The sequence below is a fragment of the Archangium lipolyticum genome (assembly GCF_024623785.1).
GTDB lineage: Bacteria > Myxococcota > Myxococcia > Myxococcales > Myxococcaceae > Archangium > Archangium lipolyticum.
In genome coordinates, this window is record NZ_JANKBZ010000043.1 from 17,052 (window position 1) to 34,392 (window position 17,341).

The 17,341-nt window shown below is 68.9% G+C and carries 14 protein-coding genes; 7 read left to right on the top strand and 7 right to left on the bottom strand.

Translation table 11 applies throughout. The features are described 5' to 3' along the window. Positions 1-2: 2 nt before the first annotated feature. A complete protein-coding gene (locus NR810_RS46995) occupies positions 3-452 on the bottom strand; it encodes a response regulator (RefSeq protein ID WP_257462288.1) in 450 nt (149 codons plus the stop codon). Continuing rightward, positions 449-3,010 (bottom strand): PAS domain-containing protein, encoded by a 2,562-nt coding sequence (locus NR810_RS47000; protein ID WP_326522552.1) that lies wholly within the window; start codon positions 3,008-3,010, stop codon positions 449-451. The genes NR810_RS46995 and NR810_RS47000 overlap by 4 nt, the downstream gene beginning before the upstream one ends. A 315-nt stretch (positions 3,011-3,325) precedes the next feature. Between NR810_RS47000 and NR810_RS47005 the strand changes: the two genes are divergently transcribed. Together NR810_RS47005 and NR810_RS47010 are read left to right on the top strand one after the other, a co-directional pair. Beyond that, entirely contained in the window at positions 3,326-3,610 is a 285-nt protein-coding gene (locus NR810_RS47005) for a DUF427 domain-containing protein (protein WP_257462291.1), read from the top strand. A gap of 100 nt (positions 3,611-3,710) precedes the next feature. Then, positions 3,711-5,765 carry a TonB-dependent receptor family protein gene (locus NR810_RS47010; RefSeq protein ID WP_257462292.1) on the top strand — a complete coding sequence of 685 codons (2,055 nt, stop codon included), beginning with the start codon at positions 3,711-3,713 and terminating at the stop codon, positions 5,763-5,765. Positions 5,766-5,772: 7 nt separating this feature from the next. On the opposite strand, the gene NR810_RS47015 is transcribed toward NR810_RS47010, so the two are convergent. Beyond that, positions 5,773-6,375, bottom strand: a complete 603-nt coding sequence (locus NR810_RS47015) for a DUF4276 family protein (RefSeq protein WP_257462294.1) — start codon at positions 6,373-6,375, stop codon at positions 5,773-5,775. Next, complete coding sequence (locus tag NR810_RS47020) at positions 6,372-7,538, bottom strand: AAA family ATPase (RefSeq protein WP_257462296.1); 1,167 nt, start codon at positions 7,536-7,538, stop codon at positions 6,372-6,374. The genes NR810_RS47015 and NR810_RS47020 overlap by 4 nt, the downstream gene beginning before the upstream one ends. A gap of 98 nt (positions 7,539-7,636) precedes the next feature. Between NR810_RS47020 and NR810_RS47025 the strand changes: the two genes are divergently transcribed. The 5 genes from NR810_RS47025 (at position 7,637) to NR810_RS47045 (ending at position 13,411) form a co-directional block, all read left to right on the top strand. Next, complete coding sequence (locus NR810_RS47025) at positions 7,637-9,442, top strand: acyl-CoA dehydrogenase (RefSeq protein ID WP_257462298.1); 1,806 nt, start codon at positions 7,637-7,639, stop codon at positions 9,440-9,442. Between the two features lies 1 nt (position 9,443). Next, positions 9,444-10,277: a hypothetical protein gene (locus tag NR810_RS47030; RefSeq protein ID WP_257462300.1), complete on the top strand. Its 834-nt coding sequence runs from the start codon at positions 9,444-9,446 to the stop codon at positions 10,275-10,277. Positions 10,278-10,392: 115 nt separating this feature from the next. Continuing rightward, positions 10,393-11,229, top strand: coding sequence for a M48 family metallopeptidase (locus NR810_RS47035; RefSeq protein ID WP_257462301.1), 837 nt, complete (start codon positions 10,393-10,395; stop codon positions 11,227-11,229). A gap of 66 nt (positions 11,230-11,295) precedes the next feature. Continuing rightward, on the top strand, positions 11,296-11,940 hold the full coding sequence (locus NR810_RS47040; RefSeq protein WP_257462302.1) for a hypothetical protein: 645 nt from the start codon (positions 11,296-11,298) through the stop codon (positions 11,938-11,940). 310 nt (positions 11,941-12,250) lie between these two features. Then, positions 12,251-13,411 carry a DUF1615 domain-containing protein gene (locus NR810_RS47045; RefSeq protein ID WP_257462303.1) on the top strand — a complete coding sequence of 387 codons (1,161 nt, stop codon included), beginning with the start codon at positions 12,251-12,253 and terminating at the stop codon, positions 13,409-13,411. A gap of 36 nt (positions 13,412-13,447) precedes the next feature. On the opposite strand, the gene NR810_RS47050 is transcribed toward NR810_RS47045, so the two are convergent. The 3 genes from NR810_RS47050 to NR810_RS47060 form a co-directional block, all read right to left on the bottom strand. Continuing rightward, complete coding sequence (locus NR810_RS47050) at positions 13,448-14,326, bottom strand: hypothetical protein (protein WP_257462304.1); 879 nt, start codon at positions 14,324-14,326, stop codon at positions 13,448-13,450. Positions 14,327-14,428: 102 nt separating this feature from the next. Further along, positions 14,429-15,889: a M16 family metallopeptidase gene (locus tag NR810_RS47055; protein WP_257462305.1), complete on the bottom strand. Its 1,461-nt coding sequence runs from the start codon at positions 15,887-15,889 to the stop codon at positions 14,429-14,431. Beyond that, on the bottom strand, positions 15,886-17,280 hold the full coding sequence (locus NR810_RS47060) for a M16 family metallopeptidase (RefSeq protein ID WP_257462307.1): 1,395 nt from the start codon (positions 17,278-17,280) through the stop codon (positions 15,886-15,888). The genes NR810_RS47055 and NR810_RS47060 overlap by 4 nt, the downstream gene beginning before the upstream one ends. Between the last annotated feature and the right edge of the window lie 61 nt (positions 17,281-17,341).

Below are 17,341 nucleotides of genomic sequence, written 5' to 3' on the forward strand. Positions count from 1 at the left end.
GCTCACTCCGCCGAGGGCAGCCGCACCACCGACAACCAGAAGTCGTCGATGGAACGCACCACCGAGATGAACTGATCCAGGTCCACCGGCTTGGTGATGTAGCAGTTGGCGTGCAGGTCGTACGTCCGCAGGATGTCCTCCTCCGCCTTCGACGTGGTCAGCACCACCACGGGGATGCGGCGCAGGCTCGAGTCCTCCTTGATCTCCGCCAGCACCTCGCGCCCGTCCTTCTTGGGCAGGTTGAGATCCAACAGGATGAGGTCCGGCCGGGAGGCCTCGGCATGGGGACCCTCGCGGCGCAGGAAGGCCAGCGCCTCCACCCCGTCGCGCGCGACGGAGAGGCGGTTGCGCACCTTGCCCTCCTTGAGGGCCTCGATGGTCAGGCGGACGTCTCCGGGGTTGTCCTCCACCAGGAGGATTTCGATGGGCCGTCCGCGGGTGTCATCACTCATGAAGTAGCACCCTGAGGTGAGGGGGTGGGAATGGCGGGAAGGGTGAACCAGAACGTCGTTCCCTGTCCGGGCTGCGAATCCAGTCCGATGCGGCCACCGTGCCGCTCGACGATCTTCTTGCAGATGGCGAGTCCGATACCCGTACCGGGGTACTCCTCCTTCCCGTGGAGCCGCTGGAAGATGACGAAGATGCGCTCGTAATACTGCGGCTCGATGCCGATGCCATTGTCCTCCACGGTGAAGCGCCACTCGTTGCCCTCGCGCTCGGCTTCCACCAGCACCCGGGGCGGCGTCTTCCCGCGGAACTTCAAGGCGTTGCCCACCAGGTTCTGGAAGAGTTGGATGAGCTGCGTCTCGTCCGCCATGACCATCGGCAGCTTGCCCTGGACGAGCGTGGCCTCCGACTCGTCCACCAGCGCCTTGAGGTTGGCCAGGGACTTCTCCAACGCGCGGCCGGAGTCGATGGGTTTGAACTCGTGGCCGCGGGTGCCCACGCGCGAGTAGGCCAGCAGGTCCTGGATGAGCCGCTGCATGCGGTTCACCCCGTCCACCGCGTAGGCGATGAACTCGTCCGCGTCCGAGTCCAGCTTGCCCTGGTAGCGCCGGGCCAGCAGCTGCGTGTAGCTGGCCACCATGCGCAGCGGCTCCTGCAGATCATGGGAGGCCACGTAGGCGAACTGCTGCAGCTCCTCGTTGGAGCGCGCCAGCTCCCGGGCGTGCTCCTGGAGGGCCAGCTCGGCGCGACGGCGCTCGAGGCCCTGGGCCACCGCGTCCGCCACCGTGGCCAGCGTGGCCAGCGCTTCCTCCTCGAGCGGGCTCCTGCCGAAGACGGAGAGCACGCCCACCAGCTGCCCGCTCACCAGCAACGGGGTGCCCACGAAGGACACCAGTCCCTGGGCCCGCATCCACTCGCGCGCCCGTGCACCGGGGTGTTGCAGCACGTCGTTGACCAACAGGGGCTGGCGGGTCTGCCCCACCGTTCCGGCGAACCCCTCCCCCAGCTCCAGGCGCGTGGGCTGGATGGAGGAAGGAACGGTAAGGCCCGCAGTGCCCTCCAGGACCAGGGCCCGGAACTCCCGGCTCCACCCCCAGACCTGGACCAGCGCCAGCGCCGGCAGGCTGCGCACCATCGCCCCGGCACAGTCCTGCAGCAACCGGGAAGGGGCCTCCTCGCGCGACAACACCTCGCTCACCTTGATGCGCAGGGACTCCAGCTGGCGGGCACGCTGCTCGCTTTCCAGCCGCCGCGAGGACTCCTCGGCGTGACGCTGGGCGGTGATGTCCGTGGTGGTGCCAATCCACTCGCGCGGGGTGCCATCGGCGTTGAAGAGGGGCACCGCGCGGCACAGGGTGACGGCGTAGCGCCCGTCCGGCAGGCGCACGCGCATCTCCACCTCATAGGGCTGCTTGAGCGCCCGCGCCGCCTCCCACCCACGCCGCACCCGCTCCTGGTCCTCCGGGTGGATGGCGGAGAGCCAACCATGGCCCCGGTAGTCCTCGTAGGACTGCCCGGTGAAGGCACGCCAGGAAGGCGAGTCCTCCTCCACGAGCCCATCGGGCCGGCGGACCCACACGGCCTGGGCGCTGGCGGAGACGAGCGAGCGGAAGCGCTCCTCGGCGCGCAGGGCGTTGCCGTAGAGGCGGGCGTTGTCCACGGCGAGCGCGGCGCGGGAGGCCAGTTGCTCGGCGAAGACCACGTCCGTGGGAGTGAAGCGCCGGCCGGACTCGGCGGTGACGAGCGCGAGGGCGCCGAAGGTGCGTCCCCGGGCCGTGAGGGGCACCGTCAGCGCCGAGCGCAGGCCCAGCTCGCGCGCGATGCGCAGGTGCTCCTTGTCCCGGCAGGAGGCCACCAGCAGCGAATCGGAGATGTCCGGGAGCACGGAGGAGCGGCCGGTGCGGATGACCTCGTGGAGGCCGTGGGGATCCTTGGGGTCGGGCGGATAGCGCTTGCGCAGCTCGTGGGCCCACTTCACCTTCGAGGGGTCCACGTGAGCCACCGCGAGCAGGCGCACGACACCATCCTCGCCCTGGATGTCGATGGAGCACCAGTCGGCCAGCTGGGGCACCGCCAGGCGGGTGAGTGCCGCCAGCGTCGTCTCGTAGTCCAGCGAGGAGGCCAGCAGGGCATCGGCCTGGGTGAGGAACCGCAGCGAGTCCGTGACGCGCTTCTGCTCGTCGATGTCGGTGCAGGTGCCGAACCACTTGACGATGCGGCCATCGGCATCGCGCACGGGTTGGGCGCGGCCGAGAAACCAGCGGTACACGCCGTCGTGACGCCGGCAGCGGTACTCCACCTCGTAGGTGTCCCCGGTGCGCAGCGAGTGCTGCCAGCGCGTCTGTGCCTCCGGCACGTCCTCCGGATGGAAGGGCAGGCGCCAACCGTCTCCCTGGGTCACATCGAAGTTCGAGCCGGTGTAGTCGTACCAGCGCTGATTGAAGTAGTCGTGGAATCCATCCGGTCGCGCCGTCCACACGAGCTGGGGGATGGCCTCGGCGAGTTGCCGGAAGGTGGACTCCCCATCAGGGTGACTCAGGGTCTTGCTCAGCAGCGTGTGCACGTCCGGTACGCGTCGCTCGGAGGGATTCATGAAGGGGGACGGGGGACGTTAACAGCGCCGGAACAGTCCGGAGCCGCCCTGCCCATTCCGCTTCCAACGGCTTTCCACCAGCGGACACTCCCGAGAAGGATGTTGGCCACTCTGAAGACGGAGGATGAAGTCCTCGCCAGGCCGCCTGGTCCGCGGAGGGAGGAACGCGTCGCACCACGAGCCATCACCCCCGCTGCTCGTGACGAACAGAAGGAGCCATGGGAGGTGGCGCGGAGCCGTCGGCGGAAGCAGACATGGAGGGAGAGCGGACGCGAGGAGGACACCATGGCGCGGGCGATGTGGAACGGAGCGGTGCTCGCCGAGAGTGACACGTACGAGCTGGTGGAGGGGAACGTGTACTTTCCGAGGGAGTCGGTGAAGCGGGAGGTGCTGAAGGACAGCGGAACGCACACGACATGTCCGTGGAAGGGAGTGGCGAGCTACTACGACGTGGTCGTGGACGGGAAGTCGAACAAGGACGCGGCCTGGTACTACCCGGAGCCGAAGGAAGCGGCTGACAGCATTCGGGGCCATATCGCGTTCTGGAAGGGAGTGCAGGTGGAGCGCTAGCGAACCAGAGCGAGACCGGTGCACACTGTCCCTCTCCCTTCGGGAGAGGGACGGGGTGAGGGTACCCGTCACCCGAGCTCTCAACGAAGAAGGCCCGTGGATGTCCTGGTTCCTCCCCTGCGCGCTGCTCTCCGCCACACTGTCCCAGACTCCGACACCCGAGGAACCATCGCCCGGGCCCCTACCCGAGGCCACCGCTCCTCGGGAAACGACGGTGGTGGCGCCGCGGGTGCCCACGCCGCTGAGCCGAACACCGACGGCCGTGAGCGTGGTGGAGCAGGAAGACATCCAGGAGGGGCGCCCCACGCTGGGCCTGTCCGAGGCACTGGTGGGAGTACCGGGGCTGCTGACGCAGAGCCGGAACAACTACTCACAGGACCTGAGGCTCTCGATTCGAGGCTTCGGGGCACGCTCGGCGTTCGGCATCCGGGGGGTGACGGTGCTGGTGGACGGCTTCCCGGAGACGATGCCGGACGGGCAGACGAACGTGGACAGCCTGGACATGGCATCCACGGCGCGCATCGAGGTGCTGAGGGGGCTGGCCTCGTCGCTGTACGGGAACGCGGCGGGGGGAGTGGTGAGCATCACCACGGAGGAGGGCCCGGACCGGCCCTTCGTGGAGGCGCGGACGCTGCACGGGGACGCGGGCCTGTGGAAGCTGCACGCAAAGGGCGGAGGAAAGAGCGGGGACGTGCGCTGGCTGGTGAGCGCGTCGAGGCTGGAGCAGGGAGGGTGGCGGCGGCAGTCGGGGACGGAGCAGGCGCTGCTGAACGGGAAGGTGGGCTGGACGCCGGATGAGCGCTCACAGCTGACGGCGGTGCTGTCGCTGGTGGATGCACCCGAAGCAGGGGACGCCGGAGGACTGACGCGGCAGGAGGTGGAAGGAGACCCCCGGCAGGCCTCGCCCACCAACCTGGGCGCCCGCGCGGGCGAGTCGGTGAGGCAGGGGCGGCTGGGGCTGACGTACCACCGACGGCTGGACGAGACACAGGAGTTGAACGCGAGCGGCTTCCTGGCGCTGAGGCGCTTCCAGAACGCACTGCCCTCGGTGGTGGTGGCCTTCGACCGGACGTTCGACGGGGTGTCGGTGCGCTACGGCAACCGGGCGCCGCTGTTCGGGCTGCGCAGCCGCTTCACGGTGGGGGCGGAGCTCCAGTCCCAGTCGGACCGGCGGAAGAACTTCGACAACGTGGACGGCCGGCCCGGGAGCACGTTGCAACTGGACCAGGACGAGGACGTGACGTCCCTGGGTGTCTTCGTGCAGGAGGAGTGGGAGCCGCTCGAACGCCTGACGCTGGTGGCGGGGGCGAGGTACGACGTATCGCGCTACGCGGTGGAGGACTTCCTGAAGGAGGACGGGGACGGGACGGGGACGCGGACGTTCCAGCAGCCCACGGGGCGGCTGGGGCTCATCTGGGCACCGAGGCCGGAGGTGTCGGTGTTCGCGAACGTCTCACAGGCCTTCGAGGCGCCGACGACGACGGAGCTGGCGGTGCAGCCGGGGTCGGGCGGAGGACTGTCGAGGGACTTGAAACCGCAGCACTCGGACGGAGTGGAGCTGGGGACGCGAGGACTGCTGTGGGGCCGGCTGCGCTACGACGTGGCGCTGTTCGCGGTGTTCATCCGCGACGGGCTGGTGCGCTTCGAGGACGAGAACGCGAGGGCGTACTACCGCAACACGGGACGTTCGAGGCACGTGGGGGCGGAGGTGGCGTTGGAGACGAAGGTGACGGAGGAGCTGCGGGTGCGCGCGGCGTACAACGCGTTGCAGGCGACGTTCCGCGACTACACGTCACAGGGGAAGCAGCTGCGAGGCAAGTCCATTCCGGGCATTCCGGCGCACCAGGTGAGCGCGGAGGCGGCGTACCAGCACGCGAGCGGAGCGAGGGCGGCGGTGGAGGTGTTCAGCGCGGGAGGGCTGTACGCGGACGACGCGAACACGGTGCGCGAGCACACGGCCTGGGTGATGAACGTGCGGCTGGGACACCACTTCCAGATGGGCATCTTCGAGGTGAGCCCGTTCCTGGGGCTGCAGAACCTGCTGTCGGCGCGCTACAGTGACAACGTGCGGGTGAACGCGGCCCGGGGGCGCTACTTCGAGCCGGCGCCGCCGCTGACGGTGTACGCGGGAGCGGGCCTGTCGCACCGCTGGTGAGGGTTGCTCAGGCCAAGGGCATCGCGGGCACTCCACAAAGCTCGGCAATCGAGCGAACCAACTTGTCGAATGACTCGGAGCGCTCCCGGAGGAAACCGATATCGATGCGCCGCGTCTCCTGGAGCTGGTGCACGGTCGGGGAATAATCCGGGACGAGCTTCCTCATCGTGCCCTTGGCGCCACGCCCCGACACCGGCACGGCCACTCCCGCCGCCAGCAACTCCGCATCCGGCCGGCTGAGCAGGAGCCACGTCTCGTACTCATGAACAGCCATCAAGGCGACGCCAGCCCCCAGACGGCGCATGACACGTGTGGCATCCGGTCCCCATACCGCGGCGCAATCCTCGTCCTCGTCACACAGCAACAGCACGGCATTCCCAGGACGAGGCCGCCGCTGCGCCAGCACCATGGCCTTGACTACCTCGTCCTCGCGGCACGGCCGCCGAGGCCTCGGATGGCGAGCATCCACGAGCGCGGAACGCTTCCGGCGAATGGGCTCGGGATCCACCACCCAGCCCTGGACTCCGAGGTAGGCCATCACCCGGGCACACAGGTTCGGGATGGCAGCGACCTCCCCCTCTCCTTCCACGACACAGACGAGTCGCTTCACGCCAGATCGCGCGGATCCAGCGATTCTGGCTCCTCGCCCTCGATCCGGAGCGGCTCGCTACGCGCGAGCTCCGACAGGCTCAAGAGTCCCTCTCGGACGACCTCCCGCTGGGCCGTGGAGAGAGGCCCGATTCGCGTGGTCCCGTTCCGGTAGCCGCACACGAGGATCTCCTCGTCCTGGGCCGCGTCCAGCAGCTCTGGGCTGTGGGTCGTCACCAGGACGGAGCCCCGCTGCGAGGCGAGCTTCAGCACCTCGAAGAGCAACGCCGCGGCCCCGGGATGGATGGCGACCTCGGGTTCCTCGACGATGAGCAAGCGGGCAAGGGAATAGGGCTCTTCCCTGGAGGGGAGGGTCCGGGCCGCGACAATGATGCCCAGGGCCCGCAGAGCCCCTTCCGACATGTTGGCCGCCGCGAAACGCGCCACTCCCGAAGGCTGTCGCTGACTGAATCGCAGGAGCAGGAACCCGCCCGCCTCCTCGACGGAGATGTCCTCCAGACCGGGGATGAGCCGTCGCATGGACATGACGACGAAATCGAACGCCCTCTTGTCCTGGCTGTGGAGACGTTCCAGCACGCTGGCGATGTTGCTCCCGTTCTCCAAGAGCATCCCCGCTTCGCCGCGAGGCTGGGGCGCGATCATCTCGTCCAGGTCCAGACGCAGCCGCTGCACGTCGATGAACTCCCTGGGAATCAACTGCCGGATGTAGAGCATGATGCTCGTCGTGGGCGGCAGGTGTGGAAACCTGAAAGGGGGCTCACCCATCACGAGCTCCCCCTGACGCGTGAAGTGGAAGAACCGCGTCCCCGCCTTGACGAGCTCGAAGGTCTCGTCCAAGAACCTCCACCTGCCGCCATCCGCTGCGGCCATCGAGAAGAATTGCTCGGAATAGCTCGAAGCAAGCTCCTCCTTGCTTTCGCTGATGCGCATCCTCACCTGGAGCGTGTCGTCTTCCCCGACGCCCCAACGCCGGATGGACGCCAATCCACCCCGCCGCTGGATGGCGGATGCGGCATCGAAGCCCAGCTCACTGGCGAGCACGAGCGCGTCGACGAAGTTGGTCTTGCCGCTACCGTTCGGTCCCACCAGGACCGTGAAAGGCGCCAGCTCCACCTCCGCGCTCTCGATGCTCCGGTAGTTCTTCAGCGCGATCCGCAGCCACATGCGGCGTTCATCCCTTGTCCCACACGCCGAGTCAATCTGTCCGCTTCCTGAGCGTCCACCCTCCTGCACGCCGCGCCTCCATGGCATAACTCTTCCCCATGACCGCCCCCGCCTCGAACCCGCTGCTCTCCGATCGCGACGTGGACTTCCAGCTCTACGAGGTGCTGGACACGGAATCGCTCTGCAAGCTCCCGGCCTTCGCGGACCACTCGCGCGAGACGTTCACGCTCTTCCTGGACAGCACGCGCCGCTTCGCGCGGGACGTGCTCTTCCCCACGTATCGCCTCATGGACGCCGAGCCGCCGGTGTTCCGCGATGGCCGTGTCCACGTCCACCCACTGATGCGCAAGCTGTACCCCCAACTGGTCGAGCTGGGCCTGCTGTCGGCCACGCGGCCCGCCGAGGTGGGAGGCCAGCAGCTGCCGCTCACGGTGTACTCGCTGGCCTCGGCGTACCTGATGGCGGGCAACCTGAGCGCCTACGGCTTCGTCGGCCTCACCACCGGCGCGGCGCACCTCATCGAGGCCTTCGGCAGCCCCTGGCTCAAGGACACGTTCATGTCGCGCATGTACCAGGGCGAGTGGACGGGCACGATGGCCCTCACCGAGCCCCAGGCGGGCAGCAGCCTCGCGGACGTGCGCACCCGGGCCACGCCCGCCGCGGATGGCACGTACCTCATCACCGGCTCGAAGATCTTCATCAGCGGCGGGGACCAGGACTTCACGGAGAACGTGGTGCACCTCACGCTGGCGCGCATCGAGGGCTCGCCGCCGGGAACACGGGGCCTGTCGCTCTTCGCGGTGCCGGCGCGCCGGCCCGAGGGGGGCCGGCTGGTGGACAACGACGTGCGGGTGGCGGGAGCCATCCACAAGATTGGTTGGAAGGGCATCCCCAGCATCGCGCTCAACTACGGCGAGGGCGGGGACTGCCGCGGGTGGATTCTGGGCGAGCCGGGCAGGGGCTTGTCCCAGATGTTCCAGATGATGAACGAGGCACGCATCATGGTGGGCCTCAACGGCGTGGCGACGGCCTCGGTGGCGTACCACGAGGCGCTGGCGTACGCGCGGAACCGTCCCCAGGGGCGCCCCTCCTGGGAGAAGGACGCGACCCGGCCGCAGCACCCCATCATCGAGCACGCGGACGTACGGCGGATGCTGCTGCGGCAGAAGGCCATCGTGGAGGGCGGCCTGTCGCTGCTGGCAACCGCCTCGTGGCAGGCGGACGTGGCGGAGCACGGGAAGACGGAGGAGGAGCGCAAGCGCGCGGGGCTGCTGTTGGATCTGCTCGTGCCGCTGGCCAAGACCTTCCCCGCGGAGAAGGGCTTCGAGGCCAACACGCTCGCGGTGCAGGTGCACGGCGGCTACGGCTACTCGACCGAGTACCTGCCGGAGGCGTGGCTGAGAGATCAGAAGCTCAACAGCATCCACGAGGGCACCACGGGCATCCAGGGTTTGGACCTGCTGGGGCGCAAGGCGATGGCGGCGGGCGGCGCGGCGATGCAGGCGTTCGCCGAGGAGGTGGAGGCCACGGTGGAGCGGGCGCGCCGGGCGGGCGTGGACCCGGCCTGGGGTGATGCGCTGAGCAAGGCCATGCAGCAGGTGGCCGAGCTGACGATGGACCTGGGCGCCGCGGGCATGGCGGGCGAGGTGGAGCGCATGCTGCGCCACAGCGCGCACTACATGGAGCTGTTCTCCATCCTGGCGGTGGCGTGGCGATGGCTGGCGCAGGCGGCGGCGGCTCAAGAGGGCATCGCTCGCGGCGGCGGCGACCGCGGCTTCTACGAGGGCAAGCTGGCCGCGGCACAGTACTGGCTGCACACGGAGCTGCCCCGGGTGTCGACCCTGGTCTCGCTGTGCCGCTCGGGGGAGGACTCGTACACGCGGATGCAGCCCGAGTGGTTCTGACATGTCCGTCTCGTTCCACCTGTGCCAGCCCGGCCGTGGCGCCTCCTGCGGAGCCTGCTGCGGCCTCTACAACTTCCGCGACCACTCGCGCGCCACGCTCACCGAGCGCCTCTCCACGCAGACCGACACCTTCCGCCCGCTCCCCCAGGAGCCCGAGGCCTGGCGCTCCGCCGCTCGCGGCCTGCTGGAGGCCCGCCACGCCACGACGCCTCCCCTCTTCCCCGCCGTGCGCGTCTGCCCCCTGCTGGGCTTCCTCGACGCGGAGCGCACACGCGTGGGCTGCCTCGGCCACCCCAAGGTGACGGGCGGCGCGGACCTGCGCGACTGCGGCGTCTACCGCGCCGACATCTGCGAGACCTTCACCTGCCCCTCCTTCACCTGGCTCTCGGATGCACAGGCCCGGCTCGTCCAGGCAGCATGCGCGGACTGGTACCTGTACGGGCTCGTCATCACCGACGTGGAGCTCGTCCGGGGGTGTCTGCGCCTGCTGGAGTGGGAGCTGGCCGGGCCCGTGGACCCTGACGCCCTCATCGCCAACGGCGACGCGCTCGAGGCCGTGCGCCAGCTCTTCTCCTTGAAGGAGACCGCTCCCGGCCGCGGCTCACACGCCGCCGTGTTCGGCCGGTTTACCCCCGACACCGAGGGTGAGCCCGTTTCGCGCAACCTCGACTACGCCGCGCTCGGTGCTCGCGCCGCACCAGAGGATGAGGTGGTGCTGTGCCTCGGGTATGCGCCCCGGACTTTGGAGGAGCTCACCGCGGCTCGGGAGTTGGTTCGCACGCATGTGCGCGCCGTGGCCCTCGCGCTCACGGTAGGCCCTATACCCTCACCCTAGCCCTCTCCCAGAGGGAGAGGGGATATGCACGGGGGCTCGGTCGGTTGCTCCGTGTGCAGGGGAACCGACGGGCGCCACTTGGTCTCTCCTGGGTCCAGTGTCCATCTGGAGACACATGAGACCCCTCATCCTCTCCGCCGCTCTGTTGGGGCTGCTGCTCGGATCGGGCTGCGCCTCCCTCGCCTCCGCCACCCGCCCCGCTACCCGCGCCATCGGCGAGCTCGTCCTGTCTCCCCAGGACGAGATGCGGCTGGGAAGCCAGCTCGCCGCCCAGGTGAGGCAACAGGAGAAGGTCCTCGACGACCCCCAGGTGCAGAGCTACGTGAACGCCCTTGGACAGCGCCTCGTCTCCCAGGCGCCCAGGCAGGAGCGGCCGTTCGACTTCCACTTCACCGTCATCGACGCGCCCGACAACGTCAACGCCTTCGCCCTGCCCGGTGGCCACATCTTCGTCTACTCGGGCCTCCTTCGCGCGGCCAGCAACGAGGCCGAGCTCGCGGCCGTGCTCGGCCATGAGGTCGCCCACGTCACCTCCGGTCATGCCCGCCAGCAACTCGCCAGCCAGGTGGGACTGGGCACCCTGCAGCAACTCCTGCTCGGCGACAACCCGCACGCCCTCGCCCAGCTCGGCAGCGCCATCGCCGCCCAGGGCTACCTCGCCGCGTACACCCGCGGCATGGAGAGCGAGGCGGACAAACGAGGCCTGCTGTACCTGGATCAATCCGGCTACGACCCGGCCGCGATGGCTCGCTTCTTCGGCAAGCTCGACAAGCTGCAGGGCTCCAGGCCCAACTTCGTGAGCTCCTTCTTCGCCACCCACCCGAACCCCGGCGCACGCGCGCGCGAGGTGAGCTCCCTCATCGAGTCGCGTGGTTACGGTGGTGGGCAGGAAGCCATCGTCAGCAGTGAGTTCCAGAACATCCAGGCCCGGGTCGGTGGGCCGGTGCGCTGAGCCACGCTTGCCGCTCCAACCCCGGCACCCCACCTTCCCCCGGCGGGCGAGCACCGGGAGCGTGGGATGGTCAGATGGGCGATGGGGTTGGGGCTGGTGGGGTGGTGCGTCCTCTGCTCGGCGGGCTGCCGGAAGCCAGCGGGGCCGGAGATGGCGGTGCCCGCCCCGGCCGAATCCCGTCCCAGCCAGAAGACCCTCGACGTCGTCGAGCTGCCAGAGTCCACGCCCCCCACCGCCGTGGCCCGCGAGGCCGCGCCGTCCTCGCTCCCCATCGCCACCACCCAGGTGACGGACGAGGAGCAACCTCCTTCACGGCTGCTGGAGACGGACTCCGAATCCTGGGAGTGGCCGGAGCGTCGAACCGTCCGTGCAACCTCGGAGGATGACGAGGAGCGAGCCTGGTTCCGAGAGGCCGCCGAGGCCGCGCGTGCTGGCAACACGGGCGTCTCCGCCTCAGATCCCGTCGAGGAGGTCATCATCGCCAGCGGCACCGTGGACGGGCGGGTGAAGCGCGTGCGGCCCGGCTCCATCGAGGTGAGCGACAACGAGGGCAACGTCTACGAGCTGCGCATCGACGGCCGCAGCCGGGGCCTGCGCCGGGGCCGCCACATTCCCCTCAAGCGCATCACCGAGGGCACTCCCGTGCGTGCCTCGTTCGACCTCGTGGGCGGCGGAGAGAGCCTCGCGCGCGACATCGAGCTGCGGCGCTGAGGAAAAGACGACGGGCGGTCCCCCCATGAAAAGGACCGCCCGCCATTCACCCATCCTGTACGTCGGGACTACGGAGTGGAGGAGCAAGCGTAGCAGTTGTACGTGTCGCCCGGCTCGTCGTAGTGGGTATCGACGTGTGTGTGACCCACCACCGATTCGCCCTCTCAACATTCGAGAGTGCACGGCATGCTCGAGCCGTGTAGACCGCACTCGAGAGGCTCCGATGGTTTCCAGGATTTTTTCCGCTTCAACGGCTGCAAATGTTGGCTCGAGAGCATTCGTCTCGCGATTCTTCCACCGGGCTCCGGGCGTGCTGGCGCTGGGACTGCTCGCGCTCCTGGCCGCGTGCGCCCGCAACGTGCGTCCCGCGGAGCCCCCGCTCCCACCGCGCGTCACCGTGGAGCAGGCGGCGAAGCTCATTCCCCCGGACGAGAAGGATCGGGAGGGCTGGGCGGAGGACGTGATGGCCGCGCTGGAGGCGCACCGGATGTACCCCTCGGCGGAGGCGGTGTGCTCGGTGCTGGCCGTCATCGAGCAGGAGTCCGGCTTCGAGTCCAACCCGCCCGTGGCGGGACTGGCGCGCATCGTCCAGCAGAAACTGGACGCCTACGCGGACAAGCTGGGTCCCCTGGGGCCGCCCGCGGTGAAGGCACTGCTCGAGGGCAAGGCCCCGGGCCAGAGACAGACGTTCGAGCAGCGTCTCAAGCAGGTGAGGACGGAGCGGGACCTGGACCGCATCTTCCGTGAGATGCTGGAGTACTACGAGACGGAGTACCCGAAGTCGTACGCTGCGGCGCAGCTGGCGAGCACGCTCTTCAAGTCCACGCGGTTGGAGGACCTCAACCCCATCACCACCGCCGGCTCCATGCAGGTGAGCGTGAAGTTCTCGGCGGACCTGGCCGGCGGGGACGAGCAGGCGATGCAGCGGGTGCGTGAGGAGCTCTACACGCGCGGCGGCGGCGTCTACTACGGCACGGCGCGGCTGCTCGGCTACGAGGCCCACTACGACGACCCCATCTACCGCTTCGCGGACTACAACGCGGGCTTCTACGCCTCGCGCAACGCGGCGGTGCAGGCGCAGGTGAGCCGCCTCACTGGCATCAACCTGGTCCCGGATGGAGACCTGCTCGCCTATGACAAGCAGGGCGAGCCCCTGGACCAGGACAGCAACTCGCTCAAGGCGCTGCTCGCCTTCCGGGAGAGATACGCCTCGGATGACCTGAGCGAGCGCCGCGTGCGCAAGGACGCGCTGCTGGAGAAGGAGCTCGCCTTCGAGGAGACGGACACCTGGAACGCCATCAAGCGGGCGTACCAGGAGGTCACGAACGAGACACCAGCCTACGCGCAGCTGCCCACGGTGGTCATCCGCAGCCCGAAGATGAGCTCGGAGCGCTCCACGGCGTGGTTCGCGCAGTCGGTGAACAGGCGCTACCAGAAGTGCATGGCCCGCTACGCGGCACTGCCGAAGTAGCGGACCCCGGACTCAAGAGCCGGTTGCGTCAGCGGCTCAAGGACAACCGGAGCTCACCTCGAGCGCGTCGTACGCCATCCAGCCGTTGCGCTTGGTGCCGGTGGCGGCGATGACGTAGCCGTAGATGAACTTCATCGTCCCCGACTGCTGGCGGTAGCGGCCCGTGCTGTCCTGGACCCAGAGCGGGATGTCGATAGACGGAGCGCCGTTGTCGGTCGGCACGTCCAGGCGCTGGAACTTCGTGCCCGCCGGCCAGTGGTCCACCGCCGGGCCACCCAGACCGAAGCCCGGCACATTGAAGGCGAGGTTGGCCGAGCGCCGGCCATTGGCACGCACCAGGGGCAGGTAGTCGCCCGCGCGCTCGTTGCTCGACGTGGAGTCGTAGACCACCTTCTTCACCTCGAGGTTGGTGTCGTGCCAGTTGCGCACGGCGTAGCAGGCCATCTTGGACAGGCCCGCGCCCAGTGCCGAGACGTGGCCAACCTTCTGCTCGAAGGACGTCCGCCCCAGGATGGCCGACATCGGCAGCCACCCGGCGCTCGAGTTGGAGGTCGACACCGCGAACGCATGGAGCTCGCCGGCGAAGGTGCGCGTCTGACCGTAGTTGAAGGCGGCGCTCGTCCGGGTGTTGGTGCCCACCACGGTGCCGTTGCCGTCACGGATGGGAACGCCCGTCACCAGGCCCCAGTTGTCGTCGGCGGGATCATTGGTGGGGACGCGATTGCCGCCGGACTCCTGCAGCTTGCAGTTGTACGGGCTCTCGAGACAGTACGTCCCGTTCACGCCCGAATAGGCGGCCTGCTCCCGAGTCGAGAGCGCCTCACCCGCCCCCGTGCCCTCATCGGCGGGCAGCTCGCCGCCACACGCGGAGGACACCAGCGCCACAGTACAAATCGTGAATAGCTCGTTTCGCATGACATCATGGAAGACCGTGCTCCTCATGGATGTCAAACGACTCCCAGTGCGCCCCCGTCATCTGACGGGGGCGGGTCTGGGAGGCGGGCGCTGGAGGGGTGTCTACTTCTTCACAGCGGCCCGGGGAGCGAAGTGCGGGTCGGTGATGCTCATCTCGGTGACGGTGCCGTACTTGCGGGCCACGTCACGGATGTCCGCGGCCTTGCCGATGAGCACCACGGTGAGGTCGTCCCCGGAGGGCACCACGCGCTGGATGGCGGCCTGGATGCGGGCCTTGTCCGAGCTGGCCACCTGGGCGGCGAAGTCGTCCACGTCGCTCGCGTCGAGCCCGTAGAAGGCGAGCTCGGACAGCTTGCTGGCGATCTGCAGGCTCGTCTCCAGGGTGGGCGGGAACTGCCCCATCATGTACTCCCTGGCGGAGGCGAGCATCGCGTCATCCATGCCCTTCTGGCGGTAGCTCGCGAGCACCTCCAGCGCCAGGTCCAACGCCTTCCCGGTGGACTCCGTCTTCGTATACGAGGAGACGGCGAACGCGCCCGGCTGCGTGTCGCGCATCACCAGCGAACCGGCGCCGTAGGAGAGGCCGGACTTGATGCGCAGCGCCGTGTTGAGCAGCGAGGTGAAGCGGCCACCGAGCACCGTGTTGGCCAGGGCCACGTCCACGCGAGCGGGGTCCGTGCGCGCGATACCGGTGTTGCCGGCCCAGAAGTAGGTCTGCGTGGCGTCGGGCTTGTCCACCAGCAGCACGCGCCGGCCCTTCGTCGCCTGGGTGGGCGGGGCCACCGGGGCCGGCGTGGACGCGCGCGCCCAGCCACCGAGCGCCGCCTCCAACTGCTTCGCGAGCTTCTTCGCGTCGATGTCGCCCACCACCGAGAGGATGAGCCGGTCACCGCCCAGGTGCGCCTTGGCGTACGCCAGCACGTCCTCGCGCTTGAGCGTGGCCAGCGAGGCCTCGCTGCCGCCCACCGGACGGCCGTACGGGTGCGTCCCGAAGTGGAAGGCCTGGAAGTAGGTACCGATGATGCCGCGCAGGTCGCCATCCTTCACGGCGGCGAGCTCCGACACCATGCGCTCGCGCGTCTTGTCCAGCTCGGCCGGCTCGAAGCGGGGCCGCATCAACAGGTCCGAGAGCAGCTCCACCATGAGCGCGGTGTCGCGCGACATGAACTGCCCGTAGACGTCGAGCCCCTCGCGGCCGGGAGACACCGAGATGGAGCCGCCCACGCTGTCCACCGCCTCGGCGAATTGCCGGGCATCACGCGAGCCAGCACCCTTCTGGAGCATCTCGGCGGTGAGCGCGGCCAGACCCTCCTTGCCCTCCGGATCTCCGAGCGCCCCACCGCGCACCTTCGCGCTGAAGGACACCATCGGCACCTCGCGCTTCTCCACCAGGAGCAGCTTCGCGCCGTTCTTCAGCTCCAGCACGGTGGCCTTGGGCAGCTTCACCGCGTCCCGCACCTGGGCCTGCTGAGCCGCCGGGCGCTGTGCCTTCGCGTCCTGGGCCCCCGCGCTGGAGGCCACCAGCAGCGCCGCGAGCGCCGCCTTCCCCATGAACACCTTCATCGCGCCGCCTCCTTCTTCGCCTCGGCCGCGGCCTCGGGCACCAGCACGCCCACCGTGCGGTTGTTCTTCGTGAACACCTTCTCGGCCACCTTGCGCACCTGCTCGCGCGTCACCGCCTCGTACTGCGTGGGCGCGCTGAAGAGCTTCTGCCAGTCCCCATGGAACACCTCGTAGGTACCGAGCGCCTGCGCCCGGCCGCTGTTGGTCTCCAGGTGGCGCCAGAAGTCCGCCACGACGATGTTCTTCGCCTTGCGCAGCTCCGCGTCGGTGACGCCGCCGGACACCACCTTGCCGAGCTCCTCGTCGAGCAGCGTCTCCGTCTTGCCGAGGTCCCCTCCCGGCGGCAGGTCCACCAGCAGCCACGTGAGGCCCGGGTCGAAGCCGGCCGAGCGGTAGCCCTCCACATGGATGGCCACCTGCTCCTCCTCCACCAGACGCCGGTGCAGCCGCGAGGAGTCCCCCCCCGTGAGGATGCGCACCAGCAGCTCCAGCGCGGGCGCGTCGGGGTTGCTGGCGTTGAAGCCGTGGAAGGCCATCTGCAGCAGCGGGGCCTGCGCCAGCTTGCGCACCACCACCCGGCGCTCGCCCTGCTGCGGCGGCTCCTGGGTGCGCACCGGCTCGGGCGCGGGCTGGGCCGGGATGGGCTCCAGGTACTTCTCCGCGAGCGAGAAGATCTCCTCGGGCGTGACGGCCCCCACCACGATGAGCGTGGCGTTGTTGGGCGCGTAGTAGGTGCGGAAGTAGCGCTCCAGGTCCTCCTGCTTCCAGCTCTCGATGTCCGAGGGCCAGCCGATGGTCGGAATCTGGTACGGGTGGGCCACGAAGGCGGTGGACTGCACCTGCTCCATGAGCAGGCCGGCGTTGTTGTTGTCCACGCTGGAGCGCCGCTCCGAGTAGACGACGCCGCGCTCGCTCTCCACCACCTTGGGGTCGATGGAGAGGTACTGCAGCCGGTCCGCCTCCAGGTCGAAGATGGTCTCCAGCGCCGAGCGCGGGAACCCGTCCATGTACACGGTGACGTCCTCGGAGGTGTAGGCGTTGTTGCGGCCGCCGTGCGCCTCCATGACGCGGTCGAACTCACCGGGGCCGTACTTCTTCGCGCCGTTGAACATCATGTGCTCGAAGAAGTGGGACAGGCCGGTGATGCCGGGGCGCTCGTTGCGGCTGCCCACGCGGAACCAGTTGAAGAGCGAGATGCTGGGGTTGTCCGGGTCCGACCAGACGATGATCTTCAACCCGTTCTTCAGCGTCTTCGTCCGCACGTTGGCGCCGGGCTTCTGCGCGGCGGTGGCGGTGGACGACGTCTCGGTCCGCACGGCGCGACCCTGGGCGCACGCGGCCGAACCGGCCAGCAGCATCAACCCCGTGACGAGCAACTTCTGTCTGAACATCCGCTCTCCCTATGCGAAGGCACCCCTCAACGAGGGGAACTGCGGGTTATTCCCCGGAGAG